This is a genomic window from Rhodococcus sp. NPDC006774 (assembly GCF_040636045.1).
Taxonomy (GTDB): Bacteria; Actinomycetota; Actinomycetes; order Mycobacteriales; family Mycobacteriaceae; genus Rhodococcoides.
The window spans coordinates 38,938-64,088 of record NZ_JBEYIW010000025.1 but is presented as its reverse complement, the minus strand read 5'-3'; the positions used below and the strand labels follow the sequence as shown (position 1 = coordinate 64,088).

At 63.8% G+C, this 25,151-nt stretch carries 27 protein-coding genes; 17 read left to right on the top strand and 10 right to left on the bottom strand.

Annotated features, from left to right (window positions below; translation table 11 throughout):
* Positions 1-156: 156 nt before the first annotated feature.
* Together ABZ677_RS24790 and ABZ677_RS24785 are read right to left on the bottom strand one after the other, a co-directional pair.
* Complete coding sequence (locus ABZ677_RS24790; protein WP_037186562.1) at positions 157-489, bottom strand: metallopeptidase family protein; 333 nt, start codon at positions 487-489, stop codon at positions 157-159.
* A gap of 13 nt (positions 490-502) precedes the next feature.
* Positions 503-1,588 carry a septum formation family protein gene (locus ABZ677_RS24785; RefSeq protein WP_094633455.1) on the bottom strand — a complete coding sequence of 362 codons (1,086 nt, stop codon included), beginning with the start codon at positions 1,586-1,588 and terminating at the stop codon, positions 503-505.
* 34 nt (positions 1,589-1,622) lie between these two features.
* On the opposite strand from ABZ677_RS24785, the gene ABZ677_RS24780 reads away from it, so the two are divergent.
* Together ABZ677_RS24780 and serS are read left to right on the top strand one after the other, a co-directional pair.
* Positions 1,623-2,015 carry an ankyrin repeat domain-containing protein gene (locus ABZ677_RS24780; RefSeq protein ID WP_358374247.1) on the top strand — a complete coding sequence of 131 codons (393 nt, stop codon included), beginning with the start codon at positions 1,623-1,625 and terminating at the stop codon, positions 2,013-2,015.
* A gap of 11 nt (positions 2,016-2,026) precedes the next feature.
* The gene (gene serS, locus ABZ677_RS24775; protein ID WP_358374245.1) at positions 2,027-3,280 is read left to right on the top strand and encodes a serine--tRNA ligase; all 1,254 of its coding nucleotides are present in this window, start codon (positions 2,027-2,029) and stop codon (positions 3,278-3,280) included.
* Positions 3,281-3,438: 158 nt separating this feature from the next.
* On the opposite strand, the gene ABZ677_RS24770 is transcribed toward serS, so the two are convergent.
* Positions 3,439-4,302 carry a hypothetical protein gene (locus tag ABZ677_RS24770; RefSeq protein WP_358374242.1) on the bottom strand — a complete coding sequence of 288 codons (864 nt, stop codon included), beginning with the start codon at positions 4,300-4,302 and terminating at the stop codon, positions 3,439-3,441.
* A gap of 86 nt (positions 4,303-4,388) precedes the next feature.
* On the opposite strand from ABZ677_RS24770, the gene ABZ677_RS24765 reads away from it, so the two are divergent.
* Both ABZ677_RS24765 and ABZ677_RS24760 read left to right on the top strand, forming a co-directional pair.
* Positions 4,389-5,129 (top strand): lysophospholipid acyltransferase family protein, encoded by a 741-nt coding sequence (locus ABZ677_RS24765; protein WP_037186544.1) that lies wholly within the window; start codon positions 4,389-4,391, stop codon positions 5,127-5,129.
* Between the two features lie 9 nt (positions 5,130-5,138).
* Positions 5,139-5,624, top strand: a complete 486-nt coding sequence (locus ABZ677_RS24760; protein ID WP_358374239.1) for a GNAT family protein — start codon at positions 5,139-5,141, stop codon at positions 5,622-5,624.
* On the opposite strand, the gene ABZ677_RS24755 is transcribed toward ABZ677_RS24760, so the two are convergent.
* Together ABZ677_RS24755 and ABZ677_RS24750 are read right to left on the bottom strand one after the other, a co-directional pair.
* Complete coding sequence (locus tag ABZ677_RS24755) at positions 5,625-7,076, bottom strand: HAMP domain-containing sensor histidine kinase (protein ID WP_358374236.1); 1,452 nt, start codon at positions 7,074-7,076, stop codon at positions 5,625-5,627. It abuts the gene before it with no gap.
* The gene (locus tag ABZ677_RS24750; protein WP_358374235.1) at positions 7,073-7,756 is read right to left on the bottom strand and encodes a response regulator transcription factor; all 684 of its coding nucleotides are present in this window, start codon (positions 7,754-7,756) and stop codon (positions 7,073-7,075) included. Before ABZ677_RS24750 ends, ABZ677_RS24755 begins: the two co-directional genes overlap by 4 nt.
* Before the next feature lie 127 nt (positions 7,757-7,883).
* Here ABZ677_RS24750 and ABZ677_RS24745 point away from each other — a divergent pair, with 127 nt between their 5' ends.
* Positions 7,884-8,534 carry a hypothetical protein gene (locus ABZ677_RS24745; RefSeq protein ID WP_358374232.1) on the top strand — a complete coding sequence of 217 codons (651 nt, stop codon included), beginning with the start codon at positions 7,884-7,886 and terminating at the stop codon, positions 8,532-8,534.
* Positions 8,535-8,606: 72 nt separating this feature from the next.
* Here the strand turns inward: ABZ677_RS24745 and ABZ677_RS24740 are convergent, their stop codons facing one another.
* From ABZ677_RS24740 to msrA, 5 genes are all read right to left on the bottom strand, one after another.
* Complete coding sequence (locus ABZ677_RS24740) at positions 8,607-10,010, bottom strand: DUF222 domain-containing protein (RefSeq protein WP_358374230.1); 1,404 nt, start codon at positions 10,008-10,010, stop codon at positions 8,607-8,609.
* Between the two features lie 140 nt (positions 10,011-10,150).
* Positions 10,151-10,726, bottom strand: a complete 576-nt coding sequence (locus ABZ677_RS24735; RefSeq protein ID WP_358374227.1) for a DinB family protein — start codon at positions 10,724-10,726, stop codon at positions 10,151-10,153.
* Between the two features lie 5 nt (positions 10,727-10,731).
* Positions 10,732-11,475 (bottom strand): CPBP family intramembrane glutamic endopeptidase, encoded by a 744-nt coding sequence (locus ABZ677_RS24730; RefSeq protein ID WP_037187130.1) that lies wholly within the window; start codon positions 11,473-11,475, stop codon positions 10,732-10,734.
* A gap of 19 nt (positions 11,476-11,494) precedes the next feature.
* Positions 11,495-12,766: a DUF3533 domain-containing protein gene (locus ABZ677_RS24725; protein ID WP_037187133.1), complete on the bottom strand. Its 1,272-nt coding sequence runs from the start codon at positions 12,764-12,766 to the stop codon at positions 11,495-11,497.
* A gap of 189 nt (positions 12,767-12,955) precedes the next feature.
* The gene (msrA, locus tag ABZ677_RS24720) at positions 12,956-13,468 is read right to left on the bottom strand and encodes a peptide-methionine (S)-S-oxide reductase MsrA (RefSeq protein WP_037187136.1); all 513 of its coding nucleotides are present in this window, start codon (positions 13,466-13,468) and stop codon (positions 12,956-12,958) included.
* Positions 13,469-13,738: 270 nt separating this feature from the next.
* Here msrA and ABZ677_RS24715 point away from each other — a divergent pair, with 270 nt between their 5' ends.
* The 12 genes from ABZ677_RS24715 (at position 13,739) to ABZ677_RS24660 (ending at position 25,134) form a co-directional block, all read left to right on the top strand.
* The gene (locus tag ABZ677_RS24715) at positions 13,739-14,551 is read left to right on the top strand and encodes an enoyl-CoA hydratase-related protein (RefSeq protein ID WP_358374224.1); all 813 of its coding nucleotides are present in this window, start codon (positions 13,739-13,741) and stop codon (positions 14,549-14,551) included.
* A gap of 41 nt (positions 14,552-14,592) precedes the next feature.
* Entirely contained in the window at positions 14,593-15,084 is a 492-nt protein-coding gene (locus ABZ677_RS24710; protein ID WP_358374221.1) for a hypothetical protein, read from the top strand.
* A gap of 461 nt (positions 15,085-15,545) precedes the next feature.
* Positions 15,546-16,223 carry an ABC transporter permease gene (locus tag ABZ677_RS24705; RefSeq protein ID WP_230596178.1) on the top strand — a complete coding sequence of 226 codons (678 nt, stop codon included), beginning with the start codon at positions 15,546-15,548 and terminating at the stop codon, positions 16,221-16,223.
* A gap of 128 nt (positions 16,224-16,351) precedes the next feature.
* Positions 16,352-17,131, top strand: coding sequence for an ABC transporter permease (locus tag ABZ677_RS24700; RefSeq protein ID WP_037188699.1), 780 nt, complete (start codon positions 16,352-16,354; stop codon positions 17,129-17,131).
* Complete coding sequence (locus ABZ677_RS24695) at positions 17,131-18,294, top strand: MCE family protein (protein WP_358374218.1); 1,164 nt, start codon at positions 17,131-17,133, stop codon at positions 18,292-18,294. Before ABZ677_RS24700 ends, ABZ677_RS24695 begins: the two co-directional genes overlap by 1 nt.
* Positions 18,291-19,295, top strand: coding sequence for an MCE family protein (locus ABZ677_RS24690; RefSeq protein ID WP_037187141.1), 1,005 nt, complete (start codon positions 18,291-18,293; stop codon positions 19,293-19,295). The genes ABZ677_RS24695 and ABZ677_RS24690 overlap by 4 nt, the downstream gene beginning before the upstream one ends.
* Positions 19,296-20,300, top strand: a complete 1,005-nt coding sequence (locus ABZ677_RS24685; protein ID WP_358374215.1) for an MCE family protein — start codon at positions 19,296-19,298, stop codon at positions 20,298-20,300.
* Positions 20,297-21,397, top strand: coding sequence for an MCE family protein (locus ABZ677_RS24680; protein WP_358374213.1), 1,101 nt, complete (start codon positions 20,297-20,299; stop codon positions 21,395-21,397). Before ABZ677_RS24685 ends, ABZ677_RS24680 begins: the two co-directional genes overlap by 4 nt.
* Positions 21,394-22,551 carry an MCE family protein gene (locus ABZ677_RS24675; protein WP_358374210.1) on the top strand — a complete coding sequence of 386 codons (1,158 nt, stop codon included), beginning with the start codon at positions 21,394-21,396 and terminating at the stop codon, positions 22,549-22,551. Before ABZ677_RS24680 ends, ABZ677_RS24675 begins: the two co-directional genes overlap by 4 nt.
* Positions 22,548-24,011: an MCE family protein gene (locus tag ABZ677_RS24670; protein WP_358374207.1), complete on the top strand. Its 1,464-nt coding sequence runs from the start codon at positions 22,548-22,550 to the stop codon at positions 24,009-24,011. The genes ABZ677_RS24675 and ABZ677_RS24670 overlap by 4 nt, the downstream gene beginning before the upstream one ends.
* The gene (locus tag ABZ677_RS24665; protein ID WP_358374204.1) at positions 23,990-24,619 is read left to right on the top strand and encodes a hypothetical protein; all 630 of its coding nucleotides are present in this window, start codon (positions 23,990-23,992) and stop codon (positions 24,617-24,619) included. Before ABZ677_RS24670 ends, ABZ677_RS24665 begins: the two co-directional genes overlap by 22 nt.
* Entirely contained in the window at positions 24,616-25,134 is a 519-nt protein-coding gene (locus ABZ677_RS24660) for a hypothetical protein (protein ID WP_037187150.1), read from the top strand. The genes ABZ677_RS24665 and ABZ677_RS24660 overlap by 4 nt, the downstream gene beginning before the upstream one ends.
* Positions 25,135-25,151: the final 17 nt, after the last annotated feature.

Genomic DNA, 25,151 nt, shown 5'->3' with positions numbered 1-25,151 from the left:
GACGGCCTGAGCCCGGTGCGATACCGAGCCCAGGCCCTCGCGGCCTAGGATTTCAATTAACGGTCCAACCTACGGGGTCCAGTGCAGTGCAATGGTCCATTCACGCGTCCGGGGGTGTGTGGTCGGAGTGAGCGGGTGGGCGATGAGCGAGTGCTGTCAGCCGAATCCGAGTTGATGCAGTCGTTCGTCGTCGATGCCGAAGTGATGTCCGATTTCGTGGGCGACGGTGATTGCAATTTCCCGTCGCGCCTCGTTTTCGTCGTCGACCATCTCGAGGATCGGTTTGCGGTAGATGGTGATGACGTCAGGTAAGTGCCCGCTGTATTCGTAGCGTTCGGTCAGCGCGATGCCCTCGTACAGCCCGAGGATGTCTTCGGTCGGGTGTTCCTCGTCGACGAGAACGACCACGTTGTCCATGAAGTCGGTGAGCTCACGCGGCAGGGTGTCGAGAGCGTCGGACACCGCTTCTTCGAAGTCGACGCGGGTCATGTGCGTGGGAATGTCACCCTCCGGTGGTGATCGGTGCGGCGCCGGGCAGCGGTGTCGGCAGTGCGCGGCCGTCGGGTGCGGAGGGCGGCGGGACGGGAGCTTCACCGTTGATGAGGATGTCGCCCTTGGCGGTACCGACGATGGTCGCGAAGCCGCCGGAGTCGAGTTCCTTACCCACCGAGCACGTCACCTGGCGACTACCGGCGAGCCAGCTCGCGACGTCGATGGTGTCCCAGAAGAGGGTGAGCGTCTTGTCTCGCAGTGCGGTGTCCGAGCCGAGATAGCCGTTGACGGCGTCGGTGCAGGTGCCTTCCAGATACGCGTCCTGATCGCCCTCGGCAGGGTGGCCGCCGGGGAACTGCTGCGTCAAGTTGATCACCGACGCCACCTCGAATGCGTGCGGAGCCGAGCAATCCACCGGATCGGCAGGCACGTTCTGGTTGATGCCGATGCATGTGCCGGTCGGCCACACCTTGGACTGGTCCTGGTCGAGGATCGAGCCGGTCATCTCCTCGAGTGCGCCGGTGTTCGACGGCATCTGCACTCCACACCGCAGGGTCCGCTCGCCCTTGGCCCAGCCGGCCTGACTGGGGAACATCAGCCCGACGCCGAAGCGTCCGTTGGGATCGAACTTGGCACCGACGTAGTCGTCGACGGCGGCCTCGCAGTGTTCGTCGCGCAGTTCACTGAACCGGATGGAGCCGGGATACTGCGAGCCCGGGCCGAACTCGACGCCGGGATAGACGCTCATGTCGATGTCGCGAGCCACCTCGAAGCGATGGGGATCGGCGCACGACACTTCGGCGAGATCCTGTCGGTCCGTCTCCGGATCGTCGGTGGGTGTCCACTGAAGGCATGTTCCCGGAGCGGCAGCGCCGAAGGAGGACGCCGAGACGGGCCCATCGGTCGCAGGCCCACTGGCCGTTGCATGGGTCGTGATCTTCTCGGGTGCCGAGAACCCGTCGGACAGGAAAACCGTCGCTCCCGCGGCCAGCACCGCACCGACCGCAACCATGGCGAGCCCACGTCGAGCTGTGGTTGCAGACAGTGTTCGTCGAGACTTCTCGCTCGTCGGGGAGTCTGTTTCGTATCCGGACATCGCCCACCATCATGCCCGAGTATCTTCGGTCCTCATGAGCGACCCAACGGGTGACGACGACCTCAGCGAACTCGCAGGCCGACTGTTCGCGATGGCCCGCACCGGTGACGCGGCCGCTCTGGCGAGTTACGTCGACGCGGGTGTTCCGGTGAATCTGCACAACGAATCAGGCGACACGCTGGTCATGCTCGCTGCCTATCACGGGCATGCCGACGCGGTGCGTGTGCTGGTCGAGCGCGGTGCCGATGTGAACAAGCCCAACGACAAAGGGCAGACCCCGCTCGCGGGCGCAGTCTTCAAAGGTGAGGACGAGGTGGTGCGCGCGCTCGTCGACGGTGGAGCCGATCCACACGGCGGCCACCCGTCGGCGATCGACGCCGCCACGATGTTCGGACGCGAGGACTACCTGGGGTTGCTCGGCAAGTAAGGTTCGTTCTCGTGATCGACCTGAAATTCCTTCGCGAGAATCCCGACGCAGTGCGCGCCTCGCAGCGCACCCGAGGCGAGGACCCCGCTCTCGTCGACGCACTTCTGGATGCCGACGCATCCCGCCGGGCCGCGGTTCTGGCCGGCGATCAGCTGCGTGCCGAGCAGAAGGCGCTGGGAAAGCAGGTCGGTAAGGCCTCCGCCGACGACCGCCCCGCGCTACTTGCCGGCGCATCGGAACTCGCCGCGAAGGTCAAGGCCGCCCAGGCCGCCGAGGCCGAGGCCGACGCAGCCCTCGACGCGGCCCATCGCGCGATTTCCAACATCGTCCAGGACGGCACGCCCGCAGGCGGCGAGGACGACTTCGTCCTTCTCGAGACCGTCGGGCAGATCCCGGAGTTCGATTTCGAGCCCAAGGACCACCTCGAACTCGGCGAGTCGCTGAACCTGATCGACATGGAACGCGGTGCCAAGGTCTCGGGCTCGCGCTTCTACTTCATGACCGGTTACGGCGCGCTGCTCCAGCAGGGTCTGCTGCAGCTGGCCGCGCAGAAGGCCGTCAAGAACGGCTTCACGATGATGATCCCGCCGGTGCTGGTGCGGCCGGAGATCATGTCGGGAACCGGGTTCCTCGGCGCACACGCAGACGAGATCTATCGCCTCGAAGCCGACGACCTCTACCTCGTCGGGACCTCCGAAGTTGCTCTCGCGGGCTATCACTCGGGAGAGATCATCGACCTCGCCGACGGCCCGAAGCGGTACGCCGGATGGTCGTCGTGCTTCCGCCGCGAAGCGGGCAGCTACGGCAAGGACACCCGCGGCATCATCCGAGTCCATCAATTCGACAAGATCGAGATGTTCTCCTACATCAAGCCCGAGGATGCAGCGGCCGAACACCTGAAGCTGCTCGAGTACGAAAAGGAGATGCTCGCCGCGGTCGAATTGCCCTACCGCGTCATCGACACCGCAGGCGGCGACCTCGGCTCCTCGGCCGCTCGCAAATTCGACTGCGAGGCATGGGTTCCCACCCAGCAGGCCTACCGGGAGCTGACCTCGACCTCGAACTGCACGACGTTCCAGGCCCGACGCCTCGGCGTGCGTTACCGCGACGAGAACGGCAAACCCCAGACCGCGGCGACGCTCAACGGCACCCTCGCCACCACCCGCTGGATCGTCGCGATCCTCGAGAACCACCAGCAGGCCGACGGCACCGTCCGCGTCCCGGAAGCCCTTGTGCCTTTCGTCGGGACCGACGTACTGCGCTGACCCGGTCGTTCCGCAGGCTCCACTCCTGCGTTGATCGGGTCGTTCCGCAGGCTCCACTCCTGCGCTGACCCCGGGTCGTTCCGCAGGCTCCACTCCTGCGTTGATCGGGTCGTTCCGCAGGCTCCACTCCTGCGCTGACCCCGGGTCGTTCCGCAGGCTCAGGCTATGTCGCCGATGCAGTAACCCTCGCCGCCGACGGCCAGCACGAACGTGCGGTTCTGGTACGCCCCGGACGCGTCGATGATGTCTGCATTGACCTGGGTGTAGATGCCGTTCTGCCCGGTGACGAACACGCTGTCGGGATCGAACGAGGTGATGCCGGTCAGGATGTTCGGATTCTGCACCAGCGGCGGGGCAGTGGGAATGCCGGTGCCGAGGGCATCCCAGGTCTGACGGCCGTCGCACACGAGTGGATAGGTCTCTTCCACATCGCTGGGGTTCACGGGAATCCCGGCGAGACGTCCCAGGTAGCGATCGACGCTGTAGACGGCGTCTGCCGCGTCGAACACGGGGGCGGTGCCGGTGGGATAGACGGTGGGGCACGCGTAGCCGGACGCGATCTCACTGCGCTTGATGCTGACCGTCGCGGTGGGCCCGGTCCACGTGACGGCGTACTGGCCGTCGACGCCGGGGGCGGCAACGGCAGTGAGGATGGCCTCGGCGTCGACGTACATCGTCGGGATCTCGGTGGGCGGAACCGTCCAGCACCGCGCCGTGACGACGCCGATTCCGCCTCCGATGAGGTCGCCCACGAACGGCCGCAGCGCCATCGCGGCGTCGGGATTTCCCGGAACCTCGCCGACGGGTGGGCCGGGCGGGATCGGTGGAGGCGTGGTGGTGGTCGGTGCGGCCGTGGTCGGAGTCGACGTCGTGGCCTCGGTGGTGTTGCTCGTCGCCCCGGACTGCTCGGACGGCAGTCCGACCGCGGAATCGCAGGCTCCGACCAGGGCGAGCGTCGCGATCAGCGGCAGCGCGGTTCGGACGACCCAGGTCCGCCGCGGTGGCGCCGCACTGTTCTTCACTTCGTTGCTCCCCCGTTGCTTTCGACCGGACCTGTCATCTTCCGGACCTTTTCTCCGGCATCGTCCACCGACTACGCTAACGGACTGTGGAACCCGTCTACCGATCAGTCATCGGCATCGCTCGTGCAGTGTTCGCGTTCGAGGGCCTGAAATTCGACGTCGAGGGCGAGGAACACATCCCTGCCACCGGCGGAGCCGTCATCGCCGTCAACCACACCGGATACATGGACTTCACCTACGCGGGGCTCCCGCCGCGACGGGTGAAGCGCTACATCCGGTTCATGGCGAAGAAGGAAGTCTTCGACAACAAGATCTCCGGCCCGATCATGCGCGCGCTACGGCACATCCCCGTCGATCGCGGGGCAGGCGCTCAGTCGTACAAGTCGGCCGTGGAGAGCCTGCGCAACGGTGAGCTCGTGGGCGTGTATCCGGAGGCGACCATCAGCCGCAGCTTCGAGATCAAGGAATTCAAGTCCGGCGCAGCGCGCATGGCCATCGAGGCAGGCGTGCCGATCATCCCGACGGTCATCTGGGGTGCGCAGCGCGTGTGGACCAAGGGACACCCGAAGCGATTGGGCCGCACCAACACTCCCATCTCGATCGCCGTCGGCGAGCCGCTGCCGCCGGTCGGTCCGCCGAACGAGCTGACCGAGAAGCTGCGCACAGTGATGCAGAAGATGCTGCTGGAGCTGCAGGAGAACTACCACCACGAGCCGGGGGCGTACTGGGTTCCGGCACGATTGGGCGGTAGCGCACCGACCCTCGAAGAAGCGGACACGCTCGACGCCCAGGACCTCGCGGCCCGTGCCGCCAAGCGGGCCGAGTAGAGCTCCGCGATGAACCTCCGCGGTGAACGGGTCGTGTTACGACCCGTCACCGCCGAGGATGTGCCGGAGTTACGCCGAATACTGCGCACCCCCGAGGTGTATGCGCGGTGGGGCGACGAGGATGCCGACGAGAACTGGCCGTTCGACAGCACCGACGAGAATCGGCTGGTCGTCGAATTGAACGGCGCAACAGTGGGATTGATCCAGTACGGCGAAGAGACCGATCCGATGTACCGGCATGCGTCGATCGACATCTTCCTGGACCCGGCAGTGCACGGCCGCGGTGTCGGAAAAGACGCGGTCGGCACGCTGGTGCGATACCTGACAGTCGAACTGGGGCATCATCGATTGGTGATCGACCCCGCTGCCGACAACGCGGTCGCCATAGCCTGTTACAGCGCAGTCGGTTTCGAGCCCGTCGGAATCATGCGCAAGTACGAGAAGGGCCCGGAGGGCTGGCACGACAGTCTGCTGATGGACCTGATCGTCGAATAACTATCGGTGGTTCGCCGGAGTGGAGCCCGCGGAACGACCCGTGAGGCTAGGAAGTGTCAGTCGGAATCGTGCGCCTGTAGGCCCTGCGGCACAGACGAGTTCGCCGCCGTGAGCGCGCGCCAGCGTGCGTGCGATCGACAATCCCAGCCCGACGCCGCCGGAAGAACGGTCGCGCGCGGAATTCAGTCGAACGAGCCGCTCGAAGATGCGCTCACGGTCCGCCTCGTCGACCCCGGGGCCGTCGTCGTCGACGGTGACGAACGCCTGCGAATCGGTGCCCGTCGTCACCCGGACGCTGCCGCCGGGCGGCGTGAAGCGAGCGGCGTTGTCGAGGACGTTCGAGAGAATCTGCTCGACGCGACCCACGTCCACCCTGACCGGCACCGGTTGCGATCCGTCCACCTCGAACCGGACCTGCGGGGACAGCAGTGCCGAGCGCTCGACGGTGCGTCGAACCACGTCGGTGAGGTCTGCGTCGGTGAGCTCCAGCTCCGAAGTGTTCTCTGCCCGAACGGAATCGAGCATGTCGCCCACCAGTCGCGACGCCCTGGCGGATTCGCCGACCAACAGCTCGCTCCACCTACCGACCCGATCGGGGCGGTGCTCGGCGTCGCGCTGCAACGACTGAGCCAGCGCCGAGATCCCGGCTACCGGCGTCCGCAGTTCGTGTGCCGCGTCGGCCAGGAACCGGCGCATGTCCTCCTCTGCTCGACGCGCCGCCTGCGCTGCGGCAGCTTCGTTGCGCTCGGCGTCCTCGAGGGCGTCGAGCATCTCGTCGACGGCCGATGCTGTGCGTCCCAGGTCGGTGTTCGGTTTGGATGGAAGCAACCGTCGACCCCTGTCGCCGTTGGTGATTCGGCGTGCGACCGTCGTCATCGAGTCCAACGGAGACAATGCGCGCCTCACCGCGTAGATCAGCGCGGCAGCGGCCAGCAGCAGAGTGACGGCACCGGCGACCACCATGAGAATGCGCAATTGTTGGCGAACATCGGCGATCGCGGTGGTGTCACCGAGCAGTGACAGCGTCGAACCGTCGGGCAGGGGTTTCGTGATCTCCAGCGAATCCGACCGTGGGGCAGGTGGATTGGGTGGTCCCGGGGGAGTGGGCGCATTCGACGGGCCGGACGGAGGGTTGGGGGCCGCGGGCCGATCGCCCTGCGCGGGAGGCTCGCCACCGGGCACACCGTAGACCGTTCCGTCGGCGGTGGTGATCCGAACTCGGATGGCGTCGCCCTGCAGAGCCTGCACCAAGTCCTGCGCACTGACCCCGCTGTCGACCAGTTCGACCGCTCGGTCGGCACGATCGCTCAGGCGAGCATCGAGATCGCGTCGAAGCTGTTGGCCCAGAACCACATCCACCGATGCACCGACCACAAGTAGCAGCACCGCGAACAAGACGACGACGGTGGCGACCACTCGGGTGCGCAACGAGGGCGTGGGCGTGCGGTTCACTGCGGTGCCCGCAGGGCGTAACCGAGGCCACGGACAGTGTGGATCAACCGCGGACCGTGCGCTTCCATCTTGCGACGCAAGGCGCTGATGTGCACTTCCACCAGATTGCCGTCGTACGCGCCGTAACCCCAGACCGATTCCAGGATGGACGTTTTCGAGACCGTGCGACCGCGCTGCGCGACGAGGAAGGTTGCCAATCGGAGTTCGGTCGCCGTCAGGTCGAGGACGTGGCCGGCGCGGGTGACGACCCCTGCGGATTCGTCCACGAGTAGATCGCCCACTTGGATTGCGTCCGACGATCTGCCGCGTCTACGCAGCACCGATCTCGCTCGCGCGACCACCTCGTCCAGCTGAAAAGGTTTGACCACGTAGTCGTCTGCGCCGTCGCTCAGACCGCGTAGGCGGTCTTCCAGCCGGTCCTTCGCGGTGACCATGATGATTCCTGCATCGCTGCTCTGGCGGACGATGTCGATCAACGCGAACCCGTCCCTGGCGCCCGGCAGCATGATGTCGAGAATCACGACATCGGGGCGGAAGCCGGCCATCGTGGTCTCGAAGTCGTCGCCGTCGGGCAAGGACGCGGCGGTGAATCCCGCGTCCTCGAACGCGGCCACCAGCGCTTCTCGGATGGGCAGCGAGTCCTCCACCACCATCGCCCGGGGAGCGGAACTGTATGTCATTCCTCGATTGTCACTCACCAGCTGAAGTGATCCTGAAGATGCGCCCGGCTTCAGGGTGACTTCAGCTAACGGCGGCAGGGTCGGTGACAGACCGAAACGAACGAGACAGTCCGAACGAGGAGTGAACGTGAACGATCAGACCCAGCCGATCCCCGCCGCATCGAACCCCGAGCCCGCCCCGAGTGTCGGTGCCGACACGGCTCGGGAGAACAAGCCGAAACGCTGGAAGGGACGGGTGCCGATGGTGGCGACGGCGGCAGCGGGACTCGCAGTCGGTGCGCTGGTTGCATCGGCAGTATTCGCGGCCACCGGGCCCGAAGCGTCGCCGGAAGTGTCCACGGTGGCGTCGTCGTCCGCCCTCGGACAGCGGACCGACGGTGGTGGCGGTTCGGATGTCCCAGCGGTGCCGGCAGCCCCGGATTCCGGTGACGGATCGACGGCTCCGGCCCCGGCCGACGGTGCGACTCCGCCTGCGCCGGGTGACGGCGCAACTCCGCCTGCTCCGCCCGCGGGTGGTCCGGGCAAGGGTGGACCGGCAGAAGGTGGACCGGGTCCGGGCAAGGGTGGGCCTGGTGCCCTGTGCGCACCGGAGGACGGCGCGACGCCGCCTGCTCCGCCGACGGACGGTGCGACGCCGCCCGCTCCGGCCGATGGTGCTACTCCTCCCGCACCACCGACTCCGGGTGCTGAGGGAGACGGTGCGACTGCGCCTGCACCCCCGGCTCCGGCCGATGGAGCTACTCCTCCCGCACCACCTGTCGCTCCCTCTGGTTCCTGAACCGACCTCTTCCAGCCCCGCACCGTGTTCTCGGTGCGGGGCTGGAGTCGTTGTATGGACGGTGCGCTCGGTTCAGGCGATGTGGGGGCCTGCGCGGGCGTGGGATTGCCTGGGTTGTCGGTAGGGATCGACGGTGGCGGGCGGGATGAACCAGGGGTGGTTGTCGGTGCCGATGAACACTTCCCAGTCGGAGTGGTGGATGAGGCGGTGGTGGAAGCCGCAGAGGAGGACGAGGTTGTTCATGTCGGTGGGGCCGCCGTCGCCCCAGTGCCAGATGTGGTGTCCTTCGGTCCAGGCGGCGGGTTTTCCGCAGCCGGGGAACGCGCAGCCGTGATCGCGGGCGGTGAGAGCTTTACGTTGTTTGGCGGTGACGGTGCGGGCGGTGCGGGCGAGGTTCAACGGGTTGCCGTTCTCGTCCATGACGATGGCGGTGAGGACACAGTCGCAGGCCAACTGGCGGGAGGTGTTGCGGGACAGGGGTCCCATCCACGGGAGCCACCCGACCGAAGTGCCGTCGCCGAACAGGTCGCGATACGCGCCACGATCCGCTGCACCGCCTTCGCCGCCGTTTTCGTGGCCCAGCTCGGTTGCTGAGTCAGTGTCGACGGGGTTGCCGGTGTTGATATCGACCGGATCCACGGTGTCGGATTCTGTTGCTGCGCGTGAGGTTTCGTCGTCGGTGATGTCGTCGGCGCTGTCGCGAAGATCGGCGAGGTCCTGCAACCGGATGTGCAGGTTCACGTGCGGGCGTTCACCGCCTTCGATGGGGCGATCACTGGAGGCGAGGTACTGGTCGAGGATGTGTCCGAAGGCGTCGGCTCGGCGCCGGGCAGGGCTGCGATCGTCTCCGGCTTTGGATGCCTGGCTGCCGTCGACTGCGGGGTGGGGTTCGGTCAACGGTGAGAGCGCGGTGAGGAGTTTCTCTCCGGTGATCGCATCGAAGTCTCCTTTGAGTACCAGCCGCCCGTTCAAGGTTGTGGAGGCGAAGAGTTCGTTGCGGTCGGTGTTCTCGGCGGGTGGTTTCTTGGTGCCGAAGCTGTCTTCGAGTCTGGTGATCGCTGCACGGATCCGGCCGGTGCGCGCGTCGGGTCCTGTCGCAGCCTTGATCAAGGCGGCGCGGGCCATGTCGCGACCCTTTTGCGGCAGGTTCTCCGGGGGTGTTTCGGCGAAGGTGAGGATCAGGGCGGCGTGATCGATGGACATGACGCCGGTGTTGACGGCGTCGGCGATGTCGGGAAACGCGGCCATGCCGCGGGCGAGGGCGACGATCTTGGTGGCCTTGGACGGTGAGAGAAGGGTGGTGGAGGTCAGCCATCCGGCAGGCCCTGGGAAACCGAGTTTCTCCCGCGAGACGCGGGTGTCGATCTCGGCGACGAGAGCGATACGCCGGGCTTCGAGCAGCTGGATCTGGCGGGAGACCGCGGCAGATTCGGCGAGGAGTTCGCTCTCGCTCAGTTGCCAGATCTCCGTGGTCATGGGTGCAAGTGTATCGAACAAACATTCGACTGACAACCATAATGCAATCGAAAACTATTGCTGTGCTTAACTATTCGCGATCCAGTACCTGTCGGTGCCGTGTGATAGGCGTTTGTGGAACCTGACGTCCGGCGATGCGGTCAATCAGCTTCTCTGGCAACTGTTTCCAGCTCGGCTCGATATGCGGCCCACCATGCTGCGTCGCCGTCGGTCATGTTTTCGTTGCCCGATCGGAGTCCGACGGAATCGTCGATGAGCTCGCGCACGATGTCCGCATGCCCGGCATGGCGGTTGGTCTCGGCAATCATCTGAACCAGAACTCGGTGCAACGTGACTTCCTGCTTCTCGACTGGCCAGTGCAGGACGCGTCCGATGGAGTCGAGGTCGTTGGCCGCGATGGTTTCGTCGGCGTGTTCCCAGGCATTCCGATAGAGGGCGACAATGGATTCCGACGATTCTTCGGCGGTTGCCCACATGTCGGAATTCAGCCGGGACATGCCCTCTGCTTCCAATTCCGCGAAACGAGCTGGAAACTCGCGACCGAACGTGACGCCGAAATAGCCGTATTCGACGATCGCAAGGTGCTTCACCAAGCCCAGGAGATTGGTCCCGGTCGGCGTCATCGGCCGTCGTTTCTGGTACTCGGTGAGGCCGTCGAGCTTCCACAGCATGTTCTCGCGCGCGATGCGCAGGTACTGGTGCAGCTCGTCCTTCATGCCGTTCAGCTCACCGACGCATGCCAGACGAGAGCTGCGGCGAGTGCGCCGAGACCGTTCAACGACCAGTGCAGTGCGATGGGCGCGATCAAACTCCCGCTACGGCTGCGCAGCCACGTGAACACCACACCCGCTGCCGCGGTCGCCACCACGGCCAGCGCGATACCGACGATCTGCCCGAACAGCCCGCCGCCGAGGAATCCGCTCAGGCCCACGTTGCCCGCCGTCAGTCCCAGCGAGGATGCGATGTGCCACAGACCGAACAGCAGAGACCCTGCAGCGAACACACCCCGCGCTCCGTAGATGCGACCCAGCGTGCCGTGCAGCACCCCGCGGAACGCGAGTTCTTCCGGGATGACGGTCTGAAGGGGGATGACGATCATCGATGCGACGATGGCGGCGGAGACGGTTGCGTACCTGTCGGCCATGAAGAAGGGCCGAGTGAGTGGCAGCAACGCGCCGATCGCGACGACGGTCAGGACGACTCCGACGGCTCCGAGCGCGTACAGCGATCCGGTCTTCCACTGCTTCGGCGACAGTCCCAGTTCGGCCCAGCCCAGACCGCGACGGTTCGCGAGGACGACCAGCAGAACAGCGGCGATCGGGACCGTCGCGATACTGGCCCACACCGTGGTGAAGTGCGCGATGAGGTTGGTGCCCACGAGTACGAGAACGACGATGGCGACGTCGAGGTAAGCGTGGAAGGCGCGTCGGGGTGCCACGCTCCCGGCTGGATTCACAGCAAGCATTGGATCGAGTGTACTGGCGTCAGCTGTGAGCGCCCGATGAATCGAGGCTTCGGTCGAGGCCTTTGCCGTCGTAGATGCGGGTGAACACCACGCCGAACACGAGCCCGATGAGCAGTCCGAGAGACGTCATGCCCACCGAGTGCAGCAGCCCCGCGTCGAGTGAGGCATTGAAGTACAGGATCGAGCGGGTGCCGAGGAAGATCTGGTGCATCGGCTCGAACTGCGCGAGCCAGGTGAAGATCCGCGGGCTGGCTTCGAGGGGGATGGTGCCGCCCGACGACGGCAACGCCAGGATGATGAACACGATCAGATTGATCAGCAATCCTGCCGTGCCGAACGCGGACATCACCGCCAGTGCCGTGATGCCCACCGCGGTGATCGCGAACGCGCCGTACAGCCACAGGGTCCAGGCGTGGGTGATCGGCATATCGAGCAGATGGCTGATCAGCAGATAGAGGGCAGACACCAGCATGGCGAGGACGATCATCACGAGCCACTTCACGAGCAGCGTCTGGAAGCGGTTGATCAGGGTCGGTCCGCGATGGATGTACTTGGGGCCGATCTCTGTCGGTGTGAATCCGAGCAGGCCGTCGACGAGTGCGCTGACGATGGTCGCACCGGTGAAGCCGGCCAGGACGAGCAAGAGTGCGTAGTAGAACGCAGACAGGCCTCCGCCGGTGCCGTCGGGCAGCGGATCGTATTGAGCGACGATCACATCGATCGGCTGTGCAAGGGTGAGAGCACTCGCGCCGGCGAGCTGAGTTTCGCCGAGCTGCTGGCGCACTTGCTCGGTGATCTGCTGTCCCACAGTCTGATTGACCGACTCGAATGCCGGTGTCGCCACTCCGGTCACGAGCGACATCCCGAAACTGCCGGCACGTGGGTTGGTGTAGACCGTGATGATCGGCTTCTCGACGTCCCCGGGAATCACGCTCGCCTGAGCGAGGATTCCCATCCTCTTGGTGAAATCGCTCGGGATGACGATGGATCCGTAGGCCTCGGCCGTCGACAGCAGCGATTGTGCCTGCGCCGGACCGACTTCCCGGAAATCGACCTTCTCCGAATCGACGTTCTGCAGCAGACCCTCGACGATGTCGTTGCCGATGTTGCGCTGCTCGCCTGCGAGGGTGTCGCCCTCGTCCTGGTTGACGATCGCGATGGGGAGGTCGTGGAGATTGCCCCTGGGATCGAGCACGCCGCCCAGGTACAGCGCGGCGAGAAACGACATCAGTGCCGATACCACCAGAATGGGCGCGAGCCAGAAACGCGGCGAACGAAGGACGTCGGCCATCGACCGAGGGGTTCTGTCGGAGGTCACCGGATCAGTGTCGCAAGTTCGGCTCCGCTGTGCGCGGTAGTTCGACCTATGGAACGTCGACCGGAGGGAAGGGATTTGGCCTCGGCTGGTGGTACGCCAACCAATGTGAGTGGAACCTCGTAGCAGGCTACGAAGTTCCACTCACGTGCGGCGCAGCCGCTCCTAGGCGGTTGCCCGACGCGGCAGCTTCCACTCCGGACGCACCCAGTGGCAGGTGTATCCCTCGGGGTACTTCTGCAGGTAGTCCTGGTGCTCGGGCTCTGCCTCCCAGAAATCTCCTGCCGGGGTCACCTCGGTGACGACCTTGCCCGGCCACAGACCCGACGCATCCACATCGGCGATCGTGTCCTCGGCGACGCGCTTCTGCTCGTCGTCGAGGTAGAAGATCGCCGAGCGGTAGCTGGCACCGATGTCGTTGCCCTGACGGTTCTTGGTGGTGGGGTCGTGGATCTGGAAGAAGAACTCCAGCAGATCGCGGTACGTCGTCTGGGTGGGGTCGTAGACGACCTCGAGGCCCTCGGCGTGATTACCGTGGTTGCGGTACGTCGCGTTGGGGACCTCGCCGCCGGTGTAGCCGACGCGGGTCGAGATCACTCCCGGGAGCTTGCGGACGAGCTCTTCGGCTCCCCAGAAGCATCCTCCGGCGAGGATGGCGGTTTCGGTGGCTGCAGACATCGTTGCTCTCCTAGCTCTTTATCGGTCGATACGTGGGGTTCAACGAACGAGGCGTCCTCATAATTCCGAGTCGCGACTGCGTTCGCCGACCTGTGGTGGGCGATATGACTCTTTGGGGCTAGTAAGACGGCCCGAAAGGGGACTGGGCCGGTGGAGTGTGCAGTGGTTTCCTCGACTACACAGGGCCTTCGTCGGCCGCTCGGTCCGTCCCGCGCCCTGCCACCGCTGATCTTCGGCACGGGGCCGAACCGTAGAAAGTAGAACTCGACGATGACCAATCGCGTCCGTATCAATCCCGATCGAGGTCCGCTGGGAACGGTGACCGAGATCGAGCTCGTGAACGCAGGTGGCGGGAACACCATCGACTTCGATTTCACGGACGAGCTCTGGGACGCTGTCGGTTCGATCGATCCGAACACCACTTGTATCGCGCTGACGGCCGAGGGCAAGAACTTCTGTTTGGGCGGCGACCTCTCCGCCTTTTCGGCAGCCGCGGATCCAGGTGAGTACGTGTCCGAACTGGCGGATCGGCTGCATCGATCGATCCGCGCGATCCGCGCTCTGCATGTGCCGATCGTCGTCGGTGTGCAGGGCTGGGCCGCGGGAGCCGGGATGAGCCTCGCGATGCTCGGCGACATCTGCGTCGCGGAGACATCGACCAAATTTAGAACCGCATACGGTGCGGTCGGACTCACCCCGGACGGTGGCCTGTCCTGGGCGCTGCCCCGCGCAGTAGGCCGGGCGGTTGCCCTCGATCTGTTTCTGACCCAGAGATCCATGGACGCCGACGAGGCTCATCGCCTCGGCGCAGTCAGCCGCATCGTCGACGACGGCAGGGCGCGGGATCTGGTCCGGGAATTGGCCGGGGGGATCAGTAGTGGCCCCCGTGCCGCGATTCGTGCAACGACGATGCTCGTCGACGAGGGCGTGAATGCGTCCTTCTCGAACCACCTGGACGCCGAGGCCGCGTCGATCGGATGGGCTGCGGGAGGTGCCGAAGGACGCGAGGGCGTCGACGCATTCCTGAACAGGCGACGTCCGAATTTCGCGTCGGTCGATTCTGCTGTTGCAGAGCGGAACTGATCGAATATGACGAATTCGAGTTTCGAGGCCGGACTCTGGTGATGTCCGGCGGCAGCCGGGGAATCGGCCTCGCCATCGCGCCGGCCGTTGGCAGCCGAAGCGGCAATATCGTGTTGTTGGCCAAGACCCGGGAGTGGCTGGGCAAGCATCCGGGATACATGCTCGCCGAATGCGAAATGACCCTTGCTGCACTGGGTTTCGCGGCGGAGTATGCGGATGCTCAGCTGTCGAGCAACTGCCTGTGGCCCCGAAGCATCATTGCTACCGCTGCCGTGGAAAATCTTCTCGGCGGCAAGGACGGAGTTCTGCACTCACGTTCACCTGAAGTCATGGCGGAGGCTGCAATCGAGATCTTGCTCGAGACCAAGGGGGAGCTGAGCGGTCGGACCTTGATCGACGTCGACGTCCTGGCTCGCGCAGGCAAGACCGACCTTGCCCGATACGGTGGGGTGCCACCGATCTCGTACGACATCTTCGTCGATCCGAGTGATGATGCGAACACGCGTGTGGCGGATACGAAGAATGGGCGATGATTCTGGTTCCGCCTGACCAGCAGGCACAGTGCAGAACGTAGCCAACCAGGTGGTCCCCCGAAAGACTCGAGTGATGTGAATCAACACTCTGAAGTGTGACGCACGCCATGCCCCCAAAGAGGTACTAAGACAGTCCCAAGGGGGGCTGTAGCCCTCTTCGGGGGGTGGTTCTATTGCATCGTGCAACACGGACGGCCCCCCCTTCGGGCGGTCCTGCAAGCGTCTGGCCAGAGCGGATTCGATCGGATTTTCTTCCTCGAATCCTGTGAGTGGTGTGCCGGAACGTCCGCTTCGAGTCGAGTCCGAAAGGCCTGGATAGCTCTATGACTATGCCTGCTGTCGCCCCGGTCGAGCCCAAGGTGGTGACGACCGCGAAACAGCCTCGGTGGCAAGCCAACCTTGCGGTTGCCCCTCGGGCCGTGGGTGGCTTCTACGCCACGTCCATTGCCACACTCAGGGGAATGTTTCGGCGGCCGTTCCATGTGCGCGAATTCTTGGAGCAGGCATGGTTCATCGCAAGCGTGTCGATCATGCCTGCTCTACTCATGGCGATTCCTTTCTGCATGATGTTCGTGTATCAGATCAACATTCTGTTGGCAGAAATCGGCGCCGTCGATCTGTCGGGGGCAGGTGCAGGCGTCGCGATAATTCGTGAAATCGGGCCGGTGGTAACGGTTCTCGTGGTCGCCGGTGCCGGATCGACCGCAATCTGCGCCGATCTGGGGTCGCGGACCATTCGTGAAGAAATAGACGCGATGAAGGTGCTCGGCATAGACCCGATCCACCGGCTCTGTGTGCCAAGGGTATTGGCTTCGATCGTGATTGCCGTCTTTCTCAACGGCTTGGTGTCTGCAGTGGGCTTGGTGGGCGGATACATCGCAACGGTGTACATGCAGGGCGCATCGCCGGGGCAGTATCTCACTTCGATCTCCATTCTCACCGGCGTACCCGATTTCATGATCAGCGAGATCAAAGCGGCTGTATTCGGAATGCTGGCCGGTTTGGTGGCCTGTCATTTGGGGCTCGGTGTTCGGGGTGGGCCCAAGGGCGTCGGAGATGCCGTCAACCAGACGGTCGTCTTCAGTTTCCTTCTTCTCTTCCTCGCGAACTCGGTCATCACCACCATTGCGCTTCACTGACCGAGACCTCACCCACCATCCCCACGACGAACAGGAAAACAGTGGCGACAACTGCAGGAACTCGCACGGACGGGCCGGGTACCGTGCTGGCAAGGGCGGCCGGCGCACCGATCCGTGAACTCGAGAACATGGGACGACAACTGTCGTTCTACGGTCGCACCATCGCCGCAATTCCCCGAACGGTGCAGCGCTACAGGTCCGAAACGGTCCGCCTGCTCGCCGAGGTCAGTATGGGTTCGGGCGCACTCGCCGTCATCGGTGGCACGTTGGTTGTCGTCACGATGTTGACCACTGCCGTCGGATACGAAGTGGGGCAACAGGGTTCGACGTCGCTCGGGCACATCGGCCTGGGCGCGCTGTCGGGGTTCATCTCTGCCTTCTTCAACACCCGTGAAGCACTCCCGGTGATCGCCGGTATCGCCTTGACTGCGACCGTCGGTGCAGGCTTCACGGCCCAACTGGGCGCGATGCGCGTCAGCGAGGAGATCGATGCGCTCGAGACCATGTCGATTCCGTCTCTTCCGTACTTGGTTGCCACCCGAGTCGCCGCCGGCATAATAGCTGTCATCCCGCTCTACTGCGTTGCGTTGTTCGTCGGGTACGCGGCAACGCGTCTGGTCACCGTGTACATGGTCGGGGAGGCGGGCGGCACCTTCGATCACTACTTCAATGTGTTCCTCGTACCGAGTGACGTTGTGTGGTCAGCAGTGAAAGTGCTGACGATGGCCGTCGTGGTGATGTGCGTGCACTGCTACCACGGTTACAACGCCGCCGGCGGTCCCGCAGGGGTAGGTGTGGCGGTCGGCCGAGCCGTCCGAACGTCTTTGATCGCCATCATGGCGATCGATCTCCTGATAGGAATCGCTGTGTACGGCGGGACATCCGGGGCAGTGCGGGTGTCGGGCTGATGAGTGCCGCTCGAAGAGAACAGTCGCGCAACGTCGATGTGATGCTCGGTCTGGCTGGAGTGCTGATCCTGATCGGTGCAACCGCGCTGTCGATTGCGCTGTATCGAGGTGCGCTGGATTCGACTGTGCGCGTGACGGTGTGGTCCTCGAGGGTGGGGCTCATGCTCGAGCCCGGTTCGGACGTGAAGATGCGTGATGTCGTAGTGGGGCGGGTCGACGAGGTTTCCGTCGAAGGCGGACGTGCCGTTGTCTCAGTCGATCTGAGCTCGGAGTACGCACGGACGATTCCCGAGAATGTGGTTGCAACAATCGATCCCACCACTCTGTTCGGGCGCAAGTTCATTTCGCTGACCGCGCCCGAGTCGAGATCCGTGCGGTCTATCTCGACCGGAACGGTGCTCGAGTCGCAGTCGGTGCCCACCGAGGTCAACGATCTGCTGGCCTCGTTGGTCGAAGTGCTGCGCGCTGTGGAACCGCAGAAGGTCAACGCCTCACTGAACGCGCTCGCCACCTCGCTCGACGGTCGCGGCGGGGATCTGGGCGACATGCTCGTCGAACTCGACGCTTACCTCGGGCGATTCAACGGAAGTCAGCCGGTACTGCAGCGCGATCTCACAGCCGGTGCGCAGAGTGCCGACATACTCGCGCAAGCGTCTCCCGAACTGTTGAACACCGTGGGCAACCTGACCACCACCGGTAACACCCTCACCGAGAAGGAATCTGAATTGTCGGCATTCCTGTTGAGCTTCACCGAGTTCGGGAACCGCGGCGAGGCGTTCTTCGACGCCGCCGGAAACCCGCTGCTCCAATCGGTGAAGACTCTCGCACCGACGACCGGTTTGTTGGCCGAGCGCGCACCTTCCTTCCCGTGTTTGTTCGACAGCCTTGCGCAAACCAACAAGTACCTCGAACGGACAGTCGGGGGCAGCGCCAACCCGGGTCTGAACATTCTCGGGACGTTGTTGATGGGTGACCCGCCCTACACCGCACCCGAGGATCTACCGATCGTCGCCGCCGACGGTCCGGCCAAGTGCTACGACTGGACTGCACCGCAACCGCACACGGACTTCGACGACGGTAGTCATGCCTACTCGGAAGCGAGAACGTTTGCCGATCTGATCGGTAACCCGTTCGCGCAGTTCATGCCTGGAGGCGGTCGATGAGCAGCAGAAGTGCCGGAATCAAGTTGGTCGCATTCGTGGTGATCACGTCGGTGACCGGACTGGGAGTGGCAGCAGTCGTCGGGAACCTCCGATTCGGAAGCACCCATTCGTATCAGGCGGTGTTCAGCAATGCATCGGGATTGGGCAACGGTGAGGACGTCCGAATCGGAGGCGTGCCCAGCGGCAAGGTCTCCGATGTTGAATTGCTCTCCGACGGAACAGCATTGGTGTCGTTCGACGTCGATACCGACCACGCCCTCGGTGCGGGCACCGAGGCTTCGGTCAAGTACAAGAACTTGATCGGTGATCGCTACCTCGATTTGGCTCGGGGACGACCGGATCCGAGTCCGCTCACCGAACCCATCCCTCTCGACCGGACCACCCCGGCGTTGGATCTCGATCAGGTCGTCAATGGATTCCGGCCGCTGCTGCAAGGGCTCGATCCAGACCAGACCAACAGGCTGTCCAGCTCGCTGGTGGAGGTTCTGAACGGTCAGGAGTCCGCCATCGGGAACCTGGTCAGCGAATTGGGTTCGCTGACGAATACCTTGGCCGATCGCGATGCGGCAATCGGCAGTGTGATAACGAATTTCAACACGACCCTCGCGGCGGTGGACGGCCGGGGCGACACTCTGAAGTTGTTGGTCGATCGCTTGACCGATGTTGCGGGCGGGCTCAACGGCGATTCGGAGACCATCGCGGGCTCGCTGGTCAAGATCGACGACCTCACCGCGGCTTTCTCGGACGTGTTGACCGACAACCGACCACGCCTGCGTCCCGAGATCGAATCGCTCGGTGTTCTCGCGAGCAGGCTCAACGCGCAGACGGACACGCTCGACCTCGTCCTGTCCAAGCTGCCCGAGACCTACAGGTTGACCGGCCGGGCCTCGGGTTACGGAAATTTCGTGAACTTCTTCGTCTGCGGGCTGGCAGTCAAGTACGGGAGTGGACCCGGTGATGTCTCGCCGATGTTCACTGCGCCCGCAGAAAGGTGTAAGTAGATGAGTTCCACTGGTCCTGAGAGGACGAACGAGGTCCGACTCGGAATTGTCGGCACAGTTGTGCTCGTACTCGCTCTCGTCGTCGGCTTCACCTACGAATCGATCCCGTTCCTGCGTGGAACGGACATTTACCAGGCAGAGTTTTCCGATGCGTCCGGGTTGAGCGAGGGTGCCGAGGTTCAGGTCGCAGGGGTCGTGGTCGGCGAAGTCCGTTCGATCCAGCTCGACGACGGAACTGTGTCGGTCGGATTCGATGCAGACCCCGGTGCTGTGCGTCTCACGGCCGACACCACGGCTGCGATCAAGGTCGAGACGGTCCTCGGGCACCGATTCGTCGAGCTCACGGCGGGGACGTCGCCCGACGATCTGGAACGGGGCGGCACGATCCCCGTCGAGAACACCTCGTCGGGGTACGACATCACACGATCGCTGGAGGAAGTGACCGATACGGTATCGAAGACCGATACCGTCGACCTGTCGGGCGCACTCGAGCAGGTCTCGGCCGTCGAGGAGGCTCTTCCGTCCGACCTGCAGACTCAATTGTCCGGCCTCGGAAGGCTTTCGGACACTGTTGCCAGTCGTGACGCAGAACTGCGCGAGATGCTCGACCGCGCCGCAAACGTATCGGGTGTGCTGAACGACCGAAATCAGCAGGTCGCGACACTGGTCGACCAAGGCCGCGGACTGTTCGCGATGCTCAACGAGAGATCGTCGAACATCCATCGGATTCTTGTTCGATCCCGCGCCATCGCAGACGAATTGACTGCTCTGGCGCAGGAGAATCGAGGCACGCTCGGACCGACGCTGGCGCAACTCGACCAACTCGTACAGACATTGAACGACAACTCCGCGAACATCGACGCTTCTTTGACCGGATTGCAGCGCTATGCGACACAGATCAACGACGTAGTCGGAAGTGGACCGTTCTTCGGCGTTCTGCTCCACAACATTCTTCCCGCCAATCTTGCCGGTCAACTCCCCGGCAGCCTCGGAGGTCCACGATGAAGCGGGTTGGATTGTCCCTTCCCCGGCCGCGCCCGTATCTACTGGTTGTCGCTGCGGCTCTGGCGGCTGTCGTCGTACTGACGACCGGTGCTGTTGCACAGCGTGTCGGTACCAACCACGTGTCTGCATACTTCACCAACACGGCCGGCTTGTATGTGGGTGACCGTGTGATGATTCTCGGGGTCGAGGTCGGTTCGATCGACGAGATCACGCCCGAAGGCGATCGCGTACGTGTCGACATGTCATACGACAACGACAATCCGGTCCCGGTGGATGCGGGCGCCGTCATCGTTGCGCCGACGCTTGTCACAGGTCGTTACGTCCAACTGGCACCGGTGTATTCAGGTGGGCCGACGCTGGAAGACGGCGACATCATCGATCTGGAGAGGACTGCCTCCCCGGTCGAGTTCGACGAGATCAAGAAACAGGTCGTGACGCTCGCTCGCGACGTCGGACGGACTCCCGAGAATCCCGACGGTGCTCTGACAGATTTCGTCAGCACGACCGCGGACACCCTGGCAGGAAACGGCCAGACGTTGCACGATTCACTGGTCACGCTCTCCGAGGCCGTCCACACGCTCGATTCAGGCAGCCCCGATCTGTTCGCGACCGTGCAGAATTTGCAATCAGTGACTTCCGCTCTCGCCGCGAACGACGATCGGATCGTCGGGTTCAGTAGCGAACTTGCGGGTCTGTCCGGTTTCCTGAACGACAATCGCACCGAACTCGACGCGACGCTGTCGAGCATGTCCACGACATTCGCGGAGGTCACGTCGTTCGTCAACGACAATCGTGAGTTGTTGAACAACGATGTCTCCAAGCTGAATACCTTGACCACCCTCCTGGTCGACAAGGAGGACACGCTCGCGCAGATTCTGCACACTGCACCGACTGCGATGTCCAACTTCTACAACATCTACGACGAGAAGTCGGACTCGCTCACCGGTGCGCTGGCAGTCGCCGACGCGCCCGACCCTCGCTCGTTGATCTGTGCACTTCTCACGACGGCGAATGCACCGGCGGACGAATGCACGAAAGCCACCGATTCCATCGGCCGTGGACTCGCCGGCGCTGGCACCGAGGCGGGCACGCGATGAAGCGCGGTCGTTCGAGCCGAGTGGCTGCAAGTCTGTTCTCGGCGACCGTCGTGGCCGCGATGGTGAGCGGGTGCCGTTTCGACGGCGTCAACTCGATCGCGTTGCCGGGCAACGGTGTCAGCGGAGACACGTACGAGGTGACGGTCGAATTGGCGGACATCCAGAACCTCGTCGGAAACTCTCCGGTGAAAGCGGACAATGTCGTGGTCGGAAACATAGGCGGCATCGCGAGTGAGAACTGGACTGCGATACTGACACTCGACATCAACAGTGACGTCGAGCTCCCAGCCAACGTCACGGCGAAGCTCGCTCAAACCAGCGTATTGGGTTCGCAGTATCTGGAGTTGACAGCTCCGGTCGACGAAGCCCCGAACGGCCGGTTGTCGGACGGGGATGTCATTCCGCTGTCCCGAACCAGTCAGTACCCCTCCACCGAGGAGGTTCTGTCAGCGTTGTCCTTGGTGCTCAACGGATCCGGATTGCAGCAGATCCAGACGGTCACAACCGAACTCAATCGTGTGATCGGCGGTAGGGAGACTTCGCTCAGGTCTTTGACCAACACGCTGACCACATTCGTCACCGGTCTCGACGACCAGCGGGCGGACATCGTCGCGGCCATCGACGGTCTGGATCGGCTGGGTGGGAGCCTGGCAGGGCAGTCCGCGACCCTCGAGGCAGGAATCGATTCGCTCGGACCTGCATTCGACATCGTCGAGAAACAGCGAGTTCAGCTCACGACGATGCTGACTCGGCTCGGAGATTTCGGAACTGCGGCGACGCAGGTACTGGAGGATTCTCGTGCCGATCTGAGTGCGAACATCGCTGCACTCGAGCCCACGTTGGCGCAATTGTCGGCCTCGGCGGATTCTGTGCCCGAGGCACTGAAGATCGCTACCACTATCCCGTTCCCGGTGATGACGGCGGACAAGGCGCTGCGAGGAGATTACATGAACCTGTTCCTCACCTTGGATGTGTCGGCGGAGACCATCGGTGGGAAGGTCCTCGGGAGTATCCCTGTCGACGAGTTGATCAAGCTCAATCCTGCTCGACAGGCGGCCGATCCGCTGCTGTCACCGATGGTTCCGGTGGTCGCGGGACCGGTCGTACCGACTGTCGACGACATCCTTCGCCAAATTCAGGGAGGCAGGCGATGAGAACACGCACGGTACGTGTCCAGCTGTTGGTGTTCGGTGTCGTAGGCCTGCTGGCTGTCGGATATGCGGTGTTCTCCTACATGGGTCTTCAGCGGTACTCCGGAATCGGTCGTTACACGGTCCAAGCGGAGATGGAGAGTGCGGGTGGGTTGTACGTCAATTCGCTTGTCACATACCGCGGTGTGGACATCGGAGTGGTGACCGAGCTGAAGGTGAACCTCGACGAGGCCGTCGCGACGTTGCAGCTGCAGTCCGGAATCGATGTCCCGTCCGACACCGAGGCAATCGTCAAGAGCATCTCCGCTATCGGCGAGCAGTACATCGACCTGGTGCCTGCGACGAGCGAGGGGCCCTACCTCTCCGACGGCGATTCGATCGGCATGTCCCGCACGTCTGTTCCGACTCCGTCCTCGGAGGTCGTGGAGGAGGTGCACACCCTGCTCGATTCACTACCGAAGGACGACCTGCGCACGACGGTCGACGAGTCCTTCGCTGCATTCGACGGACTCGGTCCGTCGCTGGGCACGCTGATCGACTCCTCACGGCCGTTGATCTCCTTGGCCCAGGCGAACATCGGGCCCACCGAGACATTGATCGCCGACGCCGAGCCGGTCCTGGGCCAGATCAACGAATCCGGTGCCGACATCTCCTCGTTCAGCTCGAATCTCAGCTCGTTCACCCAGCAACTGGCCATGGACGACGGGCAGATTCGAGCCGTACTGGACCAGGGGCCGGCGTTCTTCGATACCGTCAACGGAACGCTGTCGGACCTCGAATCGCCCCTTCCGGTACTTCTGGCCAACCTGCAGTCCGTCGGTGAGGTCGCGCGCGTGAACATCCCGGGAATACGCCAATTGCTCGTGGTGTATCCGGCGGTCTCTGCGTCGATCAACCATATGCACCAGGGCTTCCAAGGCGATGACTTGGTTTACGGCCAGGGGCCGCTCGATATCAAGCTCGGTAACACGGCGAACCCCCTGCCGTGCACCGAAGGGTACGACACTGCGCGTCGTGATCCAGGCGACCTGTCGCCCGCCGAACCCGCGGCCGATTCCTACTGCAAGCTGCCGCAGGACGACGCCCGCGTTGTCCGCGGTGCACGCAATGCTCCCTGCGCCACCGATCCTTCGGTACGCACCGGCGAACTGTCCGAATGCCCGGCAGGACTTCCGTCTACGTGGCCGCAGATGTTGGCAAGGCCAGGAGCGCCCTACATCCCGTCCGCGGGATCGCCGCCGGCCGCCGATGTCCCGGCGACGGAGCCCGGTGCACCCGACGGGTCCGACCCGCAAGCGACACCAGCGTCGTTCACACAGACCGGCCCTGCCGTTGCATCGGTGCCCTACGACCCGTTCACGGGACGCTTCAGGGCTCCGGACGGTGAGGTGTATCGGCTGGGCAACATCGACTCGGTGAACAACGATCAGGAGGACCCGACATGGCAAGCACTGTTCGCATAGACGAAAGCAAGTGCACACCCGACGACGACGTGAGCGGTACGGCCGAGGACGCCATCGCCGACGATACCGTTGCCGACAACGATGTTGCCGTCGATACGGCAGCGGTCGAGGAGCGAGCGTCCACGCGGTGGATCGGAGTCGGTGGGACGATCCTCGTCGCGGTCGTGGCGCTGGTGTCGATCGTCGTATGTGTCGTGGCCTCGCTGTCCTGGCGTTCGACACTCGACGACGAGAAGCGGAATCGAGATGTTCTCGATGTCGCGTCGACGATGGCCGTCAACTTGGTCACGCTCGGGAGCCAGACCTCCGATGCCGATCTGGGTCGGGTCATCGACGGTACAACCGGCGATTTTCGGGAGCAATTCGTTTCTGCTGCAGATGGATTCGGTTCTCTGTTGTCAGATGGGGGAGTCGAGTCGACCGGTGAGGTCAGGTCGGTCGGCATAGTCGACGCGAGCGACGAGCAGTCGACTGTGCTGGCGGCCGTGACGTCGACCGTCAAGAACAACGAGGCTCCGGACGGAGAGGTTCGCGTGTACCGAATGAAGATCACGCTCGACAAGATCGACGGTCGCTGGCTCGTCTCGAACGTGGAGTTCGTCGCATGAGTGGGGTGATGGTCCGAGTGCGGCCGGCGTCGAGGCGGGCGAGACGACTGTTCACCGCCGCGCTGTGTGGGCTCGCCACCGTCGCGTCGATCGGTGCGGTGTTCGTCGTCCGCGGCGATGTACACGGGGACGCGCGTGCGGACTCGGCGGCGGAGGGGCGGGCCTTCGCAGTCGAGGTGGTTCCGAAGCTTCTGTCGTACGACTTCGATACCGTCGAGCAGCATTTTTCAGAGTTACAGTCAAGCCTCGGTGGGGATTTCGCCGGTCAGTTCCAGGAAGTCGGGTCGGCAGTGATCGTCCCCTCGGCCCGTGAACGTCAGGTTGTCACAAGTGCGACGGTCCTCGAATCCGCAGTTGTCGAGTCCGATATCGACAGCGCGGAATTGTTGCTCTTCATCAATCAGAGCACGACGAGTACCGATGCACCCGACACGAAACTCGACGGAAGTCGGGTACGGGTTCGCGTCGAACAGGCGAACGGCACATGGCTGATCACAGAGTTGACACCGGTATGAGTACCGGCGCACAGAAA